The sequence below is a fragment of the Staphylococcus cohnii species complex 1663 genome, assembly GCF_041008415.1.
Taxonomy (GTDB): domain Bacteria; phylum Bacillota; class Bacilli; order Staphylococcales; family Staphylococcaceae; genus Staphylococcus; species Staphylococcus ureilyticus.
The window spans coordinates 284,605-301,995 of sequence record NZ_JBFDVL010000003.1 but is presented as its reverse complement, the minus strand read 5'-3'; the positions used below and the strand labels follow the sequence as shown (position 1 = coordinate 301,995).

At 31.2% G+C, this 17,391-nt stretch carries 20 protein-coding genes; 15 read left to right on the top strand and 5 right to left on the bottom strand.

Annotation, left to right across the window (positions count from 1 at the left end):
* The first annotated feature begins 72 nt into the window (after window positions 1-72).
* From AB1J10_RS05275 to AB1J10_RS05255, 5 genes are all read left to right on the top strand, one after another.
* Window positions 73-771: an HAD family hydrolase gene (locus tag AB1J10_RS05275; protein ID WP_046207296.1), complete on the top strand. Its 699-nt coding sequence runs from the start codon at window positions 73-75 to the stop codon at window positions 769-771.
* A 3-nt stretch (window positions 772-774) separates the two neighbouring features.
* Window positions 775-1,572, top strand: a complete 798-nt coding sequence (locus tag AB1J10_RS05270; protein ID WP_046207297.1) for an alpha/beta fold hydrolase — start codon at window positions 775-777, stop codon at window positions 1,570-1,572.
* Between the two features lie 150 nt (window positions 1,573-1,722).
* The gene (locus tag AB1J10_RS05265; protein ID WP_046207298.1) at window positions 1,723-2,229 is read left to right on the top strand and encodes an SA0570 family protein; all 507 of its coding nucleotides are present in this window, start codon (window positions 1,723-1,725) and stop codon (window positions 2,227-2,229) included.
* Between the two features lie 139 nt (window positions 2,230-2,368).
* Window positions 2,369-3,079, top strand: coding sequence for a hypothetical protein (locus AB1J10_RS05260; protein ID WP_046207299.1), 711 nt, complete (start codon window positions 2,369-2,371; stop codon window positions 3,077-3,079).
* Window positions 3,080-3,299: 220 nt separating this feature from the next.
* Window positions 3,300-4,103 (top strand): alpha/beta fold hydrolase, encoded by an 804-nt coding sequence (locus AB1J10_RS05255; protein WP_046207300.1) that lies wholly within the window; start codon window positions 3,300-3,302, stop codon window positions 4,101-4,103.
* Between the two features lie 215 nt (window positions 4,104-4,318).
* Here AB1J10_RS05255 and sarA read toward each other — a convergent pair whose 3' ends face one another.
* From sarA to AB1J10_RS05240, 3 genes are all read right to left on the bottom strand, one after another.
* Window positions 4,319-4,693, bottom strand: coding sequence for a global transcriptional regulator SarA (gene sarA, locus AB1J10_RS05250; protein ID WP_019468421.1), 375 nt, complete (start codon window positions 4,691-4,693; stop codon window positions 4,319-4,321).
* 362 nt (window positions 4,694-5,055) lie between these two features.
* Window positions 5,056-5,979 carry an HlyD family secretion protein gene (locus AB1J10_RS05245; protein WP_107365749.1) on the bottom strand — a complete coding sequence of 308 codons (924 nt, stop codon included), beginning with the start codon at window positions 5,977-5,979 and terminating at the stop codon, window positions 5,056-5,058.
* 203 nt (window positions 5,980-6,182) lie between these two features.
* Window positions 6,183-7,112, bottom strand: coding sequence for a DMT family transporter (locus tag AB1J10_RS05240; protein WP_369003032.1), 930 nt, complete (start codon window positions 7,110-7,112; stop codon window positions 6,183-6,185).
* Window positions 7,113-7,364: 252 nt separating this feature from the next.
* Here AB1J10_RS05240 and AB1J10_RS05235 point away from each other — a divergent pair, with 252 nt between their 5' ends.
* The gene (locus tag AB1J10_RS05235; RefSeq protein ID WP_070038963.1) at window positions 7,365-7,613 is read left to right on the top strand and encodes a hypothetical protein; all 249 of its coding nucleotides are present in this window, start codon (window positions 7,365-7,367) and stop codon (window positions 7,611-7,613) included.
* Between the two features lie 191 nt (window positions 7,614-7,804).
* Here AB1J10_RS05235 and AB1J10_RS05230 read toward each other — a convergent pair whose 3' ends face one another.
* Window positions 7,805-8,023 (bottom strand): DUF2922 domain-containing protein, encoded by a 219-nt coding sequence (locus tag AB1J10_RS05230; protein WP_070038966.1) that lies wholly within the window; start codon window positions 8,021-8,023, stop codon window positions 7,805-7,807.
* Window positions 8,024-8,037: 14 nt separating this feature from the next.
* A complete protein-coding gene (gene sroA / locus AB1J10_RS05225) occupies window positions 8,038-8,244 on the bottom strand; it encodes a sigS mRNA-stabilizing protein SroA (protein WP_070038970.1) in 207 nt (68 codons plus the stop codon).
* Between the two features lie 146 nt (window positions 8,245-8,390).
* Between sroA and AB1J10_RS05220 the strand changes: the two genes are divergently transcribed.
* The 9 genes from AB1J10_RS05220 (at window position 8,391) to AB1J10_RS05180 (ending at window position 17,274) form a co-directional block, all read left to right on the top strand.
* A complete protein-coding gene (locus tag AB1J10_RS05220; RefSeq protein ID WP_046207306.1) occupies window positions 8,391-8,942 on the top strand; it encodes a tyrosine-type recombinase/integrase in 552 nt (183 codons plus the stop codon).
* A gap of 23 nt (window positions 8,943-8,965) precedes the next feature.
* Entirely contained in the window at window positions 8,966-11,362 is a 2,397-nt protein-coding gene (locus tag AB1J10_RS05215; protein ID WP_046207307.1) for a DUF4040 family protein, read from the top strand.
* Entirely contained in the window at window positions 11,349-11,774 is a 426-nt protein-coding gene (mnhB2, locus tag AB1J10_RS05210; RefSeq protein WP_019468412.1) for a Na+/H+ antiporter Mnh2 subunit B, read from the top strand. Before AB1J10_RS05215 ends, mnhB2 begins: the two co-directional genes overlap by 14 nt.
* A complete protein-coding gene (gene mnhC2, locus AB1J10_RS05205) occupies window positions 11,771-12,118 on the top strand; it encodes a Na+/H+ antiporter Mnh2 subunit C (protein ID WP_019468411.1) in 348 nt (115 codons plus the stop codon). Before mnhB2 ends, mnhC2 begins: the two co-directional genes overlap by 4 nt.
* Window positions 12,108-13,610 carry a Na+/H+ antiporter Mnh2 subunit D gene (gene mnhD2, locus AB1J10_RS05200; protein WP_081338790.1) on the top strand — a complete coding sequence of 501 codons (1,503 nt, stop codon included), beginning with the start codon at window positions 12,108-12,110 and terminating at the stop codon, window positions 13,608-13,610. The genes mnhC2 and mnhD2 overlap by 11 nt, the downstream gene beginning before the upstream one ends.
* Complete coding sequence (gene mnhE2 / locus AB1J10_RS05195; RefSeq protein WP_040029960.1) at window positions 13,610-14,092, top strand: Na+/H+ antiporter Mnh2 subunit E; 483 nt, start codon at window positions 13,610-13,612, stop codon at window positions 14,090-14,092. The genes mnhD2 and mnhE2 overlap by 1 nt, the downstream gene beginning before the upstream one ends.
* On the top strand, window positions 14,089-14,391 hold the full coding sequence (gene mnhF2, locus AB1J10_RS05190; RefSeq protein ID WP_046207309.1) for a Na+/H+ antiporter Mnh2 subunit F: 303 nt from the start codon (window positions 14,089-14,091) through the stop codon (window positions 14,389-14,391). Before mnhE2 ends, mnhF2 begins: the two co-directional genes overlap by 4 nt.
* Window positions 14,366-14,815, top strand: coding sequence for a Na+/H+ antiporter subunit G (locus tag AB1J10_RS05185; protein WP_046207310.1), 450 nt, complete (start codon window positions 14,366-14,368; stop codon window positions 14,813-14,815). The genes mnhF2 and AB1J10_RS05185 overlap by 26 nt, the downstream gene beginning before the upstream one ends.
* A 407-nt stretch (window positions 14,816-15,222) precedes the next feature.
* Window positions 15,223-17,274 carry a cation:proton antiporter gene (locus tag AB1J10_RS05180; RefSeq protein WP_046207311.1) on the top strand — a complete coding sequence of 684 codons (2,052 nt, stop codon included), beginning with the start codon at window positions 15,223-15,225 and terminating at the stop codon, window positions 17,272-17,274.
* Window positions 17,275-17,391 lie beyond the last annotated feature (117 nt).

The window sequence follows — 17,391 nt, the reverse complement described above, 5'->3', positions numbered from 1 at the left end:
TTATACGATATAATGATATTTATTAATTAAGGTTAAGTAAAAGGTAAACCTAAGATTGAAGAGGTTATGATTATGGATTTAACTCAGGTAAAAGCGATTGTATTTGATTTAGAAGGGACATTATTAGACAGAAAGAAATCTCGAGAAAAATTTATAGAAGAGCAGTTTGAAAGGTTTCATGACTATTTTGTACGCATACAATTGGAAGACTTCAAACGTAAATTTATAGCACTAGATGATGATGAAGATCACGATAAACCTGAATTATATAAGGCGCTCATTAAAGATTTTCATGTAGATCGACTAACTTGGAAAGATTTGTTTAGTGATTTTGAAATGCATTTTTACAGATATGTATTTCCATATTATGATACACAGTATACTTTAGAAAAATTAACAGAGAATGGTTATTTGACTGGTGTGATTGCAAATGGTAAGTCAAAAATCAAACAATTTCGTCTGCACGCTTTAGGTATCGAAGATAGTATCAATTATTTATCTACATCTGAAACTGTAGGTTACCGCAAGCCCCATCCTAAAATTTTTGAAGATATGTTGTCGCAATTAGGTACCAAACCTGAAGAAACAATATATGTTGGTGATGATCCACTCAATGATGTAGCACCTGCAAGGGCCATGGGTATGATTAGTGTTTGGTTTAATGAAGATAATGAAAATGATCTAACACCTTTACCAGAAGAAGTAGATTTTACGATTAAAACTACGGAAGAATTACTTTCCATTTTATCAATTAATAAGAAAGGGAGATAAATGATGAACCTATTTACAACAAGTGATGGTGTTGCTTTAAATTACAAGACGAGTGGTGAAGGTAAAGCAATAGTCATGATTCATACTGCTTTTGATAACTTTTCAGTATTTAATGATTTAGAAACTAAATTTAATAAAGCATATCAGGTAGTGCTCATTGATCTAAGAGGACATGGCTATTCTGACAAACCGAATGACATCAAATTTAGAACATATGCGAAAGATATTAAGGAATTATTAGATTATTTATATATTAATGAATGCTCTATCATAGCTCACGAATTAGGTGGTTCTATTGCCGCATTATTTGCTACACAATACCCAGAATTAGTGTCATCATTAACGATGGTGAATCCTACACTATTGAATGACATCACGCCTGAAGAGCGATTATATAGAAAGTATTCAGATAAAATTAGAAATTGGGATGATGAGACACAACAAAAATTCCTTGATAAACAATTATATTATTCCAAAAGAAAAGCTAAAAAATTCTTAAAGCAAATTGAAAATACGAACAACATGTCTACGAAAGCAGAAATAGAAGCGGTAAAACAATCATTTATTGACAATAATGTCATGCATTATTTAAAAGCTTTAGATTTACCTACATTAATTATTGTTGGACAGCATGGAGAAAGAACTACAGTATTCGAAGCAAAAGAAGTTGCGGATTATATCGGAAATACCCAATTTGAAGTTTTTGAAGAATCAGGATTATATCCATTCGTAGAAGAAAAAGATAAATTTATCAATGAAGTAAGAAAGTTTATAGAACAACATCTTCAATTAGCATCTTAAATTATTCAGCTTTGATAGATGTCTAGAAAAGATTACAGCAATACACTGTTTTGTAATCTTTTTGTAACATCACTGTTATTTTAGTAATATTTATAGTACAATGTGAATAAGCACAATGAAGGTAAGTTAAATATAAAGGAGAGAGTGCTTATGAAAAAATTATGTGCAGCAGTTTTAGTTACAGGTTTGGCATTTTCTGGTATTTCGGCAGGAAATGTTGAAGCAGCATCAGGGAACTCTATCCAAAGTGTTAATGAATTGCAACATGGAGATCGATCATTAGAAGGTGCGAAATTAGGAAGTTCTATTCAATCAGTATTAAAAAATAATAAAAAACCAATTTATTCATATAAACCTGATGGCACAGAACATTATTATGAATTTAAAAAAGATAATGGTGTGCTAGTGGTAACTGCAGATGGTAAGAAAAATAATGGTAAAATCACACGTGTATCAATGAGTTACAACGATACAAATGGACCATCATATAAAGAAGTGAAAAATGCTGTAAGCAACCAAGCAGTTGCACGTGAACATTATAATAAAGTAACAGGCAACTTTGGATATGTTCAAGATAATCAAGTATCTTATCAATTTAGTTCGCCATCACCTAATGATAAAAATATTAAACTTTATCGCATTGATATTAGTAAATAATCTTCACTTGTAATTATTAAAATGAATCAAAACCGACAAGTTTAAAGCTATATACTTGTCGGTTATTTTATTGTTACAATAAGCGAAAGTCTAATTTTATTAATGAATAAAGCACTTATTTAACAAAAAGGAGCCTATCATGAGAGTTAATGACAAAGTATTAATAGAAAATATCAATGATTATTTCACTCATAAAGGTCTTTCTCCCAATCTTATCGATGATATTAAAGGAAAATTAAAAAAAGAGTTAAAGAAATCAGAAGCACAAGATTTGGATTATATCGAATACAGAAAGAAATCACCAGCTGAAATAATTTTAACGATTCAACGCAATTTATTTACTTTACAATTAAACCCAATTGTATTTTTTATTATCAATTTTATTTTATTATCCTATCTATATGATAAACAGTATGTACCGTTCCAAGCAGCGACTGGATTATCAATTTTTTATTGTTTAATTATTTTACCGATTTCAATCTTCATTTATTTGAGAATTGATTGGAAAAATTATCTCTATAGTAATAAATTTGAAAGAGTGATAGGGCTGAGTGTTGCAGCAGCAGCGCTTATCTTAGTATTTGCACACGCTTTTGGGTTTAATTTAGGCATTGTCGCTGTATCATTATATGCACATCAATTTATCTTTTTTGTAGGTATCATATTTAGTATTTCTGGCATCTATTTTAAAAGATTAGAGTTTACTGGTATTGGGTTGTTGTTTTGTCAAAAAACAATAGATGCGATGATTAGTAATCCTGTGATTACACAAATTGCGTCTATTGTCATTTGGGTATTGTTATTAATTGTTATCATTTATTACACAATTAGAATATCTTCCAGAAATTAAAGTTACTTTATGGGTTTCTGATATTATTGTGTAATCAGTTGTATATACTCAACTTGCATTTAATGTGTCAAAAACATTAATTGTGAGTTGAGTATTTTTTAGTTTTAAAAGGCGAGATTATAAGGTCAGAGTGAAGCTAAAGATTGCCGTTAAATATTTGAAATTGAGCATATGCGTTATAAAACGAGGGTATATAAATCATATAAGGAGGTGGCCCACAATGGAAAAAGTACAGATTAGTTGTAACACTGAATTGGCATACATCCGTGAGGGTCTAGGCTTTCCTGTAATTTTAATTCATGGTTTAGATGGTAATCTAGCTTCCCTATGTACTTTGAAAGATGAATTAAAAGAAAATTATGATGTTATTACTTATGATGTTAGAGGACATGGTAAATCATCAAAATCGAATGCATATCATTTAAAAGACCACGTAGAAGATTTGAAATTATTAATGAAACAGCTAAATATTGAAAAAGCCCATTTAGTAGGTCATGATATGGGTGGACTGATAGCTAAACATTTTGTCGATAAATATGAATCGAAGGTTGAATCATTAACGTTAATTGCATGTAATCTTATTGATAGTGTATTAGAGTTAAATAAATTAATGATTGAACATGAAGATGAAATAGAAGGCTTTGATAAATCTGAATCTTTAATCTTATTATTACCTTATATGTATAAAGATCAAGAAAAAGCTAAAAAATGGTTTCAGTCCCAGTTGATTTATAATAGACAGTCAGCTGAAGAAAGTGCAGTAGCAACAAGAGCATTAATGGAATTCCCTGTATTTAATCAAAATATTGTACTTGAACAAACCAATATTCCCACATTAATTGTAAATGGAATTTATGATCCATTGATCACTCAAGAAATGAAACGCAAATACGATCAAGTGTTTCACAATTTAGAAATGGTTGAATTTAACCAGTCAGGACATGCACCTCATATAGAAGAACCCATTCACTTTCTAGAGGTATTTTTAGCGTTTGTAAAAACAAATGAATATTCAGAACGCTGATATTGATGAAGCAATGCGATGTTTATTTTTTGATTTCAAACGATAAATATTTAGCGTTAAAAAGTCTAATACATTCAATAACATAAAAGTGCACAAATCAGGTAGGATGAAACATTAAAAATTTTTCAAAACATATATAAAACCACTTCACTGAATTCGTTCAGCGAAGTGGTTTTTGGTGTTGATAGGTATGATATGTGGGAAGCTAAAGTTAGTTATACTTCTTTTTCGTCATTTGCTTCTTGAATACGCTTATTAACACGTGATAATAATTCATTGATTTTTTTGCGTTGTTTAGAATCAACTAATATTAAAACTGTTCTTTCATCATGTTCATTACGTTTCTTATCAAAATAATCTTCTTGAGATAAATTTTTAACTGCTTTAACAACTTGAGGTTGTTTATAATTTAAGTGGTTAATAATATCTTTTAGATAATATTCTTCACTTTCGTGTTCACTAATATATGTTAATACAGCGAATTCTTCGAAACTTACTGAAAACTCTTTTTTGATAATACTTTTTAATTTATCAGCGTACGTTACCATTGCTAATAGTTCAAAACAATCGTTAATTTTGGTGATAGCCATTCTTAATTCCTCCCTAATTTATATGCCCAATCTAATATACATATTAAAAATGTTTTTGTATAATAATTTGTCTTAATTCAAAGTTGAATACAAAGTTTTTGTCATAATTTACAGCTCTAATATATTTGGGTAAAATATATTAAAACTAGCATTATTTAGTTTATTATAACTAAATTAAAATAGCAAGTAAACAAAAAACTGATTAAACGGTACGGTAATGTTTAAATTTATTAATTCAATTATTTAAATACCAATCATTTAATTATAATAATTGCTATACATTTACAATTTACCACTATTTGATAAAAACTGTAAAAAACAAATTATATTTTAAAGATTTAATGTGTTTATACTGTGTACATCTAATTTTTGGGCCGCACAGTATCAACATTTTTAGCTATGATATCTCCAGGTTTTAAACCTTCAATGATAAGCATAGTTTTTTTATTACCCGATTTTTCTGATTTAATAACTCTTTTAATAAATTTTTTATTGCTTAGTAAATAAACAAATTGTCCATTACCTATTGCAGTACTTGGTATTTCTATCTGTGTAGTTGATTTTTCGATTTTTACATGTTTACCAAAAAAGTGGTCAGAATTTGGTGAAATTTCAAGCGAATATTTAGATGGTTTAGATAAATTCTTTTGATTGATTGGAAGTTTAGCAATATGTGTAATTGTACCAAAACTATTATTTGTAAAATCACTTGTTATCTTTACTTTGTCTTTGATATGTAAGACATTTTTTTCTGTCTCAGAAATTTCTGCTCTTATGACAGGCTTAGGATCATAGATTTGAATAAAGGGAAGATTTTGTGTAAACATGCGCGATGGATTTATAATAATGGTGCCAGAAATCGGCGAAAAAATTGTAGTGCGCAATTTAGATTGTAAGTGGGAAATTTCAGTTTTTAAGTTAATAAGTTCTGTTGAAGTAGGTTTACTCGTCTTAGTGAGTTGAGCTAATAGTTTTTGTTTTTGTGTAATGAGTTGTTCAATGTGAGGGTTATAATACTCAAAAAGTGGTTGGTTTTGTGCTACTTTTGATTCGGTTTTTACGAACCAGTCGTGGATAGCGCCTTGAGAAGGATTATAATTGATTGATACTAACTGAGAAGGTTCTTGTCTTCCGATAAGAAGTGGTGATTTTTTATAAGTCACTTTTATTGTTTCAATTTGTTTTTCAAAGTTATTACTTTGTGATTTTAAATAAAACCATAGGGACAGGGCGATTGTGCTAAAAAGGGTTAATAATGTGGCTAATATGATAAAGATACGTTTCAAAGATTGGTCACCTCTAGATGTATTATTGTACTGATTATACTGCGTTTATAATGATTGCGCCACAGAAAAAAGAGGCTACAACAAATTAATTGTTTTAGCCTCTCATTATTAAGTTCACCGAACCATTGCTATTATTGCAGGTGGCACGACATAATCATTTTAAACTAAATTAACTACTATCCTTCATCTTAAGCTGTTATGACTTAAAATAATCTTAAAAGCACTATGCCAATCATCATGGCGATAATTCCAACGACTTTTCGTTTCGTAATTTTATTCACATATGTGCCTAATAATCCAAAGTGATCAATAATTATGCCCATTAACATTTGACCTAACATCACAATAATTGTTGTTAAGGCAGCACCGAGATGTGGCATCAATATAATATTAGTAGTGACAAAAATCACGCCAAGAACACCACCAATGAAATAAATTGGTTTTAATTTACCTTTGTGCTGATTGTACGCCGTCATTTTAAGCGTTCTATTAAAGAGCAAAGTTAAAATGAATAATGTTATGGTACCAATCGCAAATGAAATTAAAGATGCTAAAATCGATGAATGTAACTGTTGACCTAATGCGCTGTTAATTGCGGTCTGTATTGGTGGACAAAAACCGAATATGAAACCGATAATTAGCCAAATGTATACTTGCGTATTCATGTTTTTATCTTTCGGGTTGCTACGCACATAATTCATAAGTATAATTCCGAGCATTAAAAAGAGAATGCCAAGTACTTTAAAAATAGTAAAAGGTTCAACATCTGCGCTAAACCAACCAAAAGTATCAATTGTAACGCCCATAATAATTTGACCAGCAACTGTCATTACGACGGTTAAAGAGGCACCTAATCTTGGCAACAATAATAAATTTCCTGTAAGAAAAATAACGCCTAATATACCTCCGACAAACCATATGTAACTCAATGACTGATTCGTATAAAAGTTAGTAGTAAAGACATGTGGATTGGTAACTAAATTGATTAAGATTAAAAAGATGGTTCCAGTAGCAAACGAAATTGTAGATGCATAGAATGAAGATTTCGTATAAAGACTTAATCTTGAATTAATCGACGTTTGAAAAGGAACAACCATCCCAGCTACAATTCCCACTAAATATAAAAAAATCATTAAATCACGCTTTCTCCTAAGATAATTATATTATATAGGAAAGGTGTGGATTTTCCTATGCTCATTTCTATTTATCGAAGAGAAGGAAAGTATAAAATAATGTACACAATTAATGAAATATAATAAAATGCTTATGTTGATGTTATAATAAAAAGAAAATTATTAAATTGAAATTAAACATCAAGACCTATAAAAATTAGTTAGATGAATTTTTGATGGTTTAAAAATATATAGAAGTGGTGACAATTTACATTGAAACAACTTTCGATCATACGCTTATTAGATGAAGAGACTTTTTTTATAGGTGCGGGAAGTAATGAAGGTATTCAAAAAGAACAATTTATTGAAGTATTAAATCCTAGAAAATCATATAAGAATCTTGCTCAAGTGACAGAAGTTTTTGGTCAGTACGCAATGTGTAAAAAATTAGGGAAAAGTAAAATTTTTTTCGGTGATACTATTAGGCTAAGACCGCTTAGAAACAAAAGTAATCATCGATAATATAGTATATGTGGCAAACAGCGAATACAATTTGATTCGTTGTTTTGTCACTTTTTTTATTTAAAACAAACGAGCAGCCTCATGTATAGGTACATAGGGCTGCTGCTATTGCTTGTGTAATTTGCTTACATCAACTTTTTGTGACTATTCTACTTCACTAGAAAATTGTATATGTTTCAAAAATAATTGATTTAGTTTTCAAAAATTAATTTTGTAGATTTATCTATGATTTGTGCAGCTCGTACTGTTGTAGGGATTCCCGCCTTGGGGCGTAAGATATCTAGAGCAATTAATTTATTCATCCCATCTTTAACCGTACTTTCATTGATGAAATGCTCTATTTTGGGTAATTGTAATTTAATGTCTTTGTTAACAGCATCATTGAATATAAGTTCTAACGTTTGACTCATAGTGTTTAACCTCCTTAATTAACTGTTTCAGTTTTGATGATTTCTACTGTTTCAAATTTTTCGCCAGTGATTTGTTCGATAATAGATTTAAAACTTTTAATTTGTTCCGTTGTTGCTTGCGTATTCAGATTTGCGAAGTGACGTTTAAACTGTGTGGCTTTTCCATCTTTGTCATATGTTAGACGCGACATAGTGACGGCTAAGTGACTGATTTGATTCATTTGTCCAACCTCCTTTCACTATATATATCGTTGTTTAAGTTTAAATAGGTTAAAAAAATTTGAAAAAATTAGACAAAATACTTTCATGTGACAAAAACATGCTATATCATTAAATATGCAACATTAATTAATTCAGAGGTGAATTTATGAATCAAGTAGATCCTATTAGGAATACTAATGAGATAAAAGCGATGTATGAGGTTTTAAAAGCCAAATCCATGCGTGATTATCTATTGTTTAAGTTTGCGATACATACTGGTGTGAAACTTTCCTCATTATTAAATTTAAATGTAAGTGATGTAAAAATAGAGGATGATGATATCAAACACTATTGGGTAGAGATGCATGCACCTAAAATTCAAATTAGGTTACCAGAAACTTTGAGAAATGAATTAATGACATATATATCAGAACAACAATTGAAGAATGATGAGTTATTATTTCAGTCTAATAGGACATTGAAAGGTCTATCGCGACAGCAAGCTTATCGCATTATTCATCTTGCTGCAGAAGATTTAGGGATGTTACATATTGGTTTGACGACGTTGCGTAAAACATTTGCATATCATGCTTATCAATCGGGTATTTCAATATCGATTATTCAAAAGTACTTAGGACATCAAACAACTTTTGAAACGATGAAGTTTATAGGTATTTCTACAAAAGCTAGCAAAACAACGATTGCTTTAAATTTGTAAATTATAGTTAAAGGGGGTATAGGATGAGTTTAGTTTATTTAATGAGTGCTATTGTTTTAATTATGATGGTACTTTTGCTCACAATGACGAAACGAAGTTTTCATAAATTTGCTGGGCCAATCGCTTTAATAGCTCCGATCATTTCTTCTGTTTACTTTCTATGGCAATTGCCACAAGTAATGAAAGGGCAATTTGTAGCAATTAAAATCCCTTGGCTTACATTATTGGATATTAATATAGATTTTAGATTAGATGGATTAAGTTTATTTTTTAGTTTGTTAATATCACTCATTGGTCTAGCAGTATTTTATTATGCTACACAATACTTATCAAAAGAACATGATCATTTACCACGTTTTTATATATATATCTTGTTATTTATGTTCAGCATGCTGGGTATTGTTACAGCAAATAATACAATTTTGATGTATGTATTTTGGGAATTGACGAGTGTATCATCTTTCTTACTCATTGCCTATTGGTACGGGAAAGGTGCAAGTCAATTTGGCGCTATCCAATCATTTATGATTACAGTTTTTGGTGGTCTTGCACTATTAACAGGTTTTATCATGATTTATATTGTTACGGGTACAAATTCTATTACATCGATAATCGCACAAAGCGATAAAATAGCGGATAGTCAGTTGTTTATACCGATTATTATCTTGTTGCTTTTAGGTGCATTTACGAAATCAGCACAATTCCCGTTCCATATTTGGTTGCCAAAAGCTATGGAAGCACCGACACCCGTGAGTGCTTATCTACACTCTGCCACAATGGTAAAAGCAGGTATATTTTTACTATTTAGATTCACACCTGTTTTAGGGCTAAGTGACTTTTATATTTATTGTGTTACTTTTGTTGGTTTGATAACGATGATTTTTGGGGCAGTTAATGCTACGCGACAATATGATTTAAAAGGTATTTTAGCTTATTCTACAATCAGTCAACTAGGTATGATTGTTTCTATGGTCGGTCTCGGTGGTGGCTTTGCACAACATACGACAGGTGAACTGTCTAAAGTATATAGCCTTATTCTCTTCGCTGGACTTTTCCATTTAATGAATCACGCATTATTCAAAGGTGCCTTGTTTATGGGCGTCGGCATCATTGATCATGAAACTGGTACAAGGGATATACGTCGATTATCTGGATTAAGAAAAGTACTGCCAATTACGCATGTAGTTATGTTACTTTCAGCTTTATCTATGGCTGGTATTCCATTTCTTAATGGCTTTTTAAGTAAAGAAATGTTTTTTGATGGTTTAGTAAGTTCATATCAATTACCACAATTTAATATCATTTTAACAATTATTATTGCAGTAATAGGCGTGGTTGCTAGTATTTTCACGCTCATTTATGCAGTTTACATGATTAAGGAAGTTTTTTGGGGAGACATTAAACATAATGATTCACCAGTACAAAATCCTCATGAACCATTTCTATTTACGCTACCTTCTGCAATTATGATGATTTTGTTGCCGATAGTGTTTTTTGTGCCAAATTTATTTGGACATCATATTATTTTACCGGCATTACGAAGTATCACAATTGGAGAAAAAGTAGATGCTATTGCACCGCATATTTCACAATGGCACGGATTTAATTTACCGCTATTGTTAAGTTTTATTGTTATTGTTGTAGGTTTTATAGCGGCGCTTAAAATTGATTGGAAAAAACAATCTGAAAAAATTAGAGTCAAATCTATAACAGATGTTTATTTAGACTCATATAAGCAATTTGAAAATTATTCAGGGTACAGTATTCGTACATTGATGAATAACCGTTTGAATCATTATATTATATTAACGTTAGCTGTTTTCATTATAGTTGTTGTTTATGGCATCATCCAAGCTGGTTTTCCTGATGTTAAACAGATACATGTCAGTGAATTCGGGCCGTTAGAAATCATCACGTTAATTGTTGTTTTTATTTTAGGTATTGCTTTAACGTTTATTCGTCAACGTTTAACGATGGTAATATTAAACGGTATTATTGGTTATTGTGTAACGATATTCTTCATTTTAATGAAAGCACCAGACTTAGCATTGACACAATTAGTGGTAGAAACAATAACTACAATATTGTTTATTGTTAGTTTTTCACGCTTACCAAACGTACCACGCTCAAAAGTTCATAAGAAACGAGAAGCTGTTAAAATTATCGTTTCATTGATGATGGCAGTTACTGTAGTCACGCTTGTCTTCATTGCACAACAGGGTGAAACGATGCCAACGATTTCAACTTTTTATCATGATGCATATAAACTGGCAGGCGGTAAAAATATTGTAAATGCGATTCTTGGTGATTTTCGTGCTATGGATACTTTATTTGAAGGTATGGTATTAATCATCGCTGGATTGGGTATCTATACATTACTTAACTTTAAAGAACGGAGGGGTCAAGATGAAAGAGAATGATGTAGTCTTACGAACAATTACTAAAATTGTTGTATTTATATTGTTAACGTTCGGGTTCTACTTATTTTTAGCAGGACATAATAATCCTGGTGGTGGATTTATCGGTGGACTTGTATTCAGTTCTGCATTTTTACTTATGTTCTTGGCCTTCGACGTTAAACAAGTATTAGTCGCCTTACCACTTGATTTTAGGATATTAATGATTATCGGTTCATTAGTATCATTTGCTACTGCTGTGATACCAATGTTTTTTGGTAAACCGTTCCTTTACCAAACCGATGCATATGTCCAATTGCCGATATTAGGTGAAGTACATTTAACGACTGTGACACTTTTTGAAGCGGGTATTGTATTAGCGGTCGTAGGCGTTGTTGTAACAGTGATGCTATCCATAAGTGGTGGTCGCTCATGAATTTGATATTGTTAATGGTGATTGGCTTTTTAATATTTATAGGAACGTATATGATATTATCAGTCAATTTAATCCGTATCGTTATAGGTATTTCAATTTATACACACGCAGGAAATTTAATTATCATGAGCATGGGACGCTATGGTAAGAATATGGTAGAACCGCTTATTGGTGAAGGGAGTAAAAACTTCGTAGATCCGTTATTACAAGCTATTGTATTGACTGCTATTGTGATAGGTTTTGCTATGACTGCATTTTTACTTGTACTCGTATATAGAACGTATCGAGTAACTAAAGAAGATGAAATTGATGTGTTAAGAGGTGATGACGATAATGATGAGTAATTTGTTAATTCTGCCATTACTTCTTCCAGCAATTTGTGCACTTGTACTCGTATTTATCCGTACACATAGCAGATTATCAAGAATTTTTTCAATCGGCACAATGTCTATTACGACAATCATATCTTTATTGTTGTTGATTTATGTTATGCAACATAAGCCAATTGCTTTAGATTTTGGTGGTTGGAAAGCGCCTTATGGTATTCAATTTGTTGGTGACTCATTGAGTTTACTCATGGTCACGACATCTAGTTTTGTCGTTACGTTAATTATGGCGTATGGTTTTGGTAGCAGAGAAAAAAGAGCAATTCGCTATTACTTACCGAGTTTTATTCTGTTTTTAACAGTAGGCGTTATTGGTTCATTTTTAACTGCAGATTTATTTAATATATATGTTATGTTTGAAGTAATGTTGCTCGCGTCGTTTGTGTTAATTACGTTAGGACAATCAGTAGAACAATTACGTGCAGCGATTATTTACGTTGTACTTAATATTTTAGGTTCTTGGTTATTATTATTAGGTATCGGCTTACTATATAAACTTACTGGCAGCTTAAACTTTGCTTTAGTAGCGCAAAGATTAACTGAGATGCAGGGTGAAAGTTCAGTAGTAATTATTTCAATGGTATTTTTAATTGCATTTGGTGCAAAAGCTGCGCTTGTATTATTCATGTGGCTTCCAAAAGCATATGCTGTTTTAAATACTGAATTAGCAGCATTATTTGCGGCATTAATGACAAAAGTCGGCGCTTATGCCTTGATTCGTTTTTTCACATTGTTATTTGATGATTATAGTGGTATTACACATCCACTATTGGTTGTCTTGTCTTGTATCACGATGTTGATTGGCGCATTTGGTGTCTTAGCTTATCGAGATATTAAAAAAATTGCGGCATATCAAGTGATTCTTTCTATCGGTTTTATTATTTTAGGTCTAGGTTCAAATACAATTTCAGGTGTCAATGGTGCTATTTTTTATCTTACAAATGACATTGTTGTGAAAACTTTACTATTCTTTATTATTGGTAGCTTAGTATATATTACTGGTTATCGACAATATAAAAATTTATATGGTTTAGCTAAAAGAGAACCATTCTTCGGTGTGGCATTTGTGGTAATGATTTTGGCCATTGGCGGTGTTCCTCCATTTAGCGGTTTCCCAGGAAAAGTGTTTATTTTTAAAGGTGCTGTTGAAAATGGTAATTATATAGGTTTAACTTTGATGATTTTAACTAGCCTGATTGGTATGTTTAGCTTGTTTAGAATTTTCTTCACAATGTATTTAGGTAATGCTGATAAAGGTGAACATATAGACTTCAAACCAATTCCTAAATATCGTAAAGGTTTGATTGGTATCCTTGTAGCCGCAATTATTGGTATGGGGCTGGCAGCTCCACTGATTTTCAAAGTAACTGACAATGCTACCCATTTAAACATGGATGATGGATTATATGAAAAAATGGTCAATCCTCATTTAGTGAAGGAGGAGAAATAATGAGACAAGTCTTACTTAATATGGTCATTGCATTTTTATGGGTGTTATTTCAAGATGAAGAATCATTTAAAGCTTCTACCTTCTTCTCAGGTTATCTTATTGGTTTAGTCGTTATTTATATCCTACATCGTTTTTTTGGCCAACAATTTTATTTGAAAAAGGTTTGGGTAGCATTTAAATTTTTAACGGTATACTTATATCAGTTAATTACATCAAGTATGACAACAATCAACTACATTTTATTTAAAACGAAAGACTTAAATCCTGGTTTAGTTAGGTATGAAACGACTTTAGAAACTGATTGGGAAGTTTCATTTTTGACTATTCTAATTATCATTACACCGGGTTCAACGGTTATTAGAATTTCAAAAGAGAGAAAAAAGATTTTTATACATGCAATTGATATCTCTGAAAAAGAAAAACAGAAACTGCTTAAAAGTATAAGACAATATGAAGGACTCATATTGGAGGTGGCAGAATGATCGAATCACTGATAAATTTCTTTATTACAAGTTCAATTATTTTATTTGGGATAGCACTTATCTTAACGTTGTTTCGGTTAGTAAAAGGACCGACGACAGCTGATAGGGTGGTTGCATTTGATACTGCTAGTGCTATATTAATGTCAACTGTCGGTGTGTTAAGTGTTGTCTTTGGTACATTTTCTTTCTTAGATTCTATCTTATTGATTGCGATCATTTCGTTTGTAAGCACCGTTTCTATTTCAAGATTTATAGAAGGGGGGCATGTCTTTAATGCAAATAACAAGCGAAATCGTTAATTTAATTGCAGCTTTTATGATGTTTTTGGGTAGTATTATCGCTTTAATTAGTGCGATCGGTCTGATTAAGTTCCAAGATGTCTTTTTAAGAAGTCATGCCTCTACGAAAAGTTCAACATTATCAGTATTGTTAACACTTGTAGGTGTTGTCATTTATTTTATTTCTTCACAAGGTTATTTAAGTGTTCGGATGATTTTGGCATTGGTATTTATCAATTTAACATCTCCAGTAGGTGGACACTTGATATCAAGAGCGGCATACCGAACGGGCGCTTATATGTACAGGAAAAGTGATGCACCTAAACAAACAAGTATCTTATTAAGCGCTTCAGAAAATGATACATTTGAACAATTGAAAAAGCGTGCTCAAATACGGGAAGAGCGTAGACGTAAAATGAATGAAAAAGATCAGGATATGTATTAAATTAAATAAATCAGTTATTTAAGCATCTATTTATTTGCTTGAAAATAACTTATTTGGAAATTATGTATTTGACTAAGCGGGTTGGAAATCAAAGTTAAGTTTGATTTCCAACCCGCTGTTGTTTCTATATATGATGTTATTTGATTGGCATCGTGGTGTTTGTAGAATAACAAAATTTTATCATTGTTGAAGTGCAATACATTTTAGCGTCTGCTAAAAAAATGATAAAATTATATATATTTGTAATTGTGTTAATGTTAAAAAGTACATATCTGACAAATATCATTGTTCATACAAACAAAGATATGAAAGAGTTTGAGACACAATATGTTCATAAATAAAACGATTGTATTTTTGTTTCAACCTCAGCAATTATGAAAGTTTAAATGTTGAAAAGAGGTGAAACCATGCAAATATTTGAAACAATACTTATATTTTTAGCTGTAGTAATCGCAAGTTCTTTAGTTCATATTTTATTACCTAAAATCCCTTTAGCTTTTATACAAATTATACTCGGTATGTTACTGTATATTACCCCAGTTCCCGTCGAATTCCATTTTGATTCAGAATTATTTATGGTTGCTCTGATAGCACCGCTATTATTTGTTGAAGGTGTAAAAGTTTCTCGTGTACATTTAAGACGTTATATCAAACCTGTTTTAATGATGGCATTAGGTCTTGTAGTAACCACAGTAATCGTAGTTGGTTTATTTGTGCATTGGATTTGGCCCGAGTTACCGTTAGCTGCTGCGTTTGCGCTAGCCGCAATCTTATGTCCAACTGATGCCGTTGCTGTTCAAGCAATTACGAATGGTAAAGTACTCCCTAAAGGCTCTATGACAATTTTAGAGGGTGAGTCATTATTAAATGATGCTGCTGGTATCATATCTTTTAAAATTGCTGTAGCTGCATTGATTACGGGTGGCTTTTCAATGGTGAATGCTGTTGAACAGTTTTTAATATCTTCTATTGGTGGATTTATTGTAGGTTTAATTATTGGCGTGGCACTTGTTAGGTTTAGAGTATCACTTTCTAGAAGAGGTATAGAAAATATAAATATGTTTACGTTTATACAACTTGTGACGCCTTTTATTACATATCTCGTTGCTGAAATGTTTCATGCATCAGGCATTATTGCAGCTGTAGTAGCAGGCTTGGTTCATGGGTTTGAACGTGACCGTATTGCACAGGCACGTACTAGATTACAAATGAGTTATAACCATACTTGGAATATATTGGGTTATGCATTAAACGGTTTTGTTTTTTCCATTTTAGGATTTTTAGTTCCAGAACTTGTTGGCAGAATTATAGAAAATGAACCCCATAATTTTATTTTTCTAATTGTAGTCACAGTTTTAATTGCTTTAGCAATTTATTTATTTAGATTTTTATGGGTGTTTGTTTTATATCCTTATTTTTATTTACCAATTAGCCCATTCCAAAAAATACTAACGAATTATGAAGATAATACGAAAGTCACAGAGAAACCACCGAAACGTGGTATGTATGCTTTTATTATGACATTGTGTGGCGTACACGGGACAATATCTTTAGCGATTGCTTTGACATTACCTTATATGTTGGCTGATCATCATTCTTTCGTATTTAGAGATGACTTATTATTTATCGCATCCGGTATGGTCATTATGAGTTTAATTATTGCACAGGTTTTATTACCTATTGTGACACCTAATGCGGTTCAACCAAAGCAACACGGTATGAACTTTAAACAAGCACGGGTGTATATTTTAGAAAAAGTTATAGAACACTTAAATAAATTATCCTCTGAAGAATCAAGTTATTTATATGGAAATGTTATCAAAGAATACCATGACAAATTAGCATTTCTTAAAACTGTTGAGAACGAAGATGAAAATACTAAAGAGTTAGAACGATTACAAAAAATTGCTTTTGATGTTGAAAATAATACGTTGAATAGTTTGGTATCTAATGGCGATATAACAACAAATATCCTAGATAACTATATGCGCTATGCGGAACGTACTCAGGTTTATAAACAATCATCTCTCATTCAACGTATTAAAGTTGAAGTGAAAACGTTTGTCTTAAAAAGTAGAATTAAAACAAAAGTGAGAACAAATGCAGCTTCCTCATTATCAGTGATTGAAAACTTGAGAGAAATTTCTAATGTTATGAGAACAGTGCATTATCGTGTAGTCAGTCGTTTAGGTAAGGAAACAACTGAAGCAAATAAATTAGAAGTTGGTATGATTTGTGATAGTTATTTAATGAGAATAGAAAACTTAACGCCTTCTAATTTCTTTAATCCAAAAAGTGAAACTTCAATTACTAAAATTAAATTGGGTGCACTTAGAGAACAGCGTCGTGTTTTGAATGAACTTTCTGAAGATGAAGAAATTAGTGAAGTTACTGCGCTAAAATTACGTGAAGCGATTAATTATGATGAAATGATTATCGTAGATAGTTTAACAGATTAAAGCGCATAAATTAGCAAGTTTAATTCATGCTTAAATAAAAGAAGTCATGAGTTACCTCTTCTTTTCAAGTTTTAAGGGAATGAGCGACGATATCTAATTTTATTAAACAGATGTCGT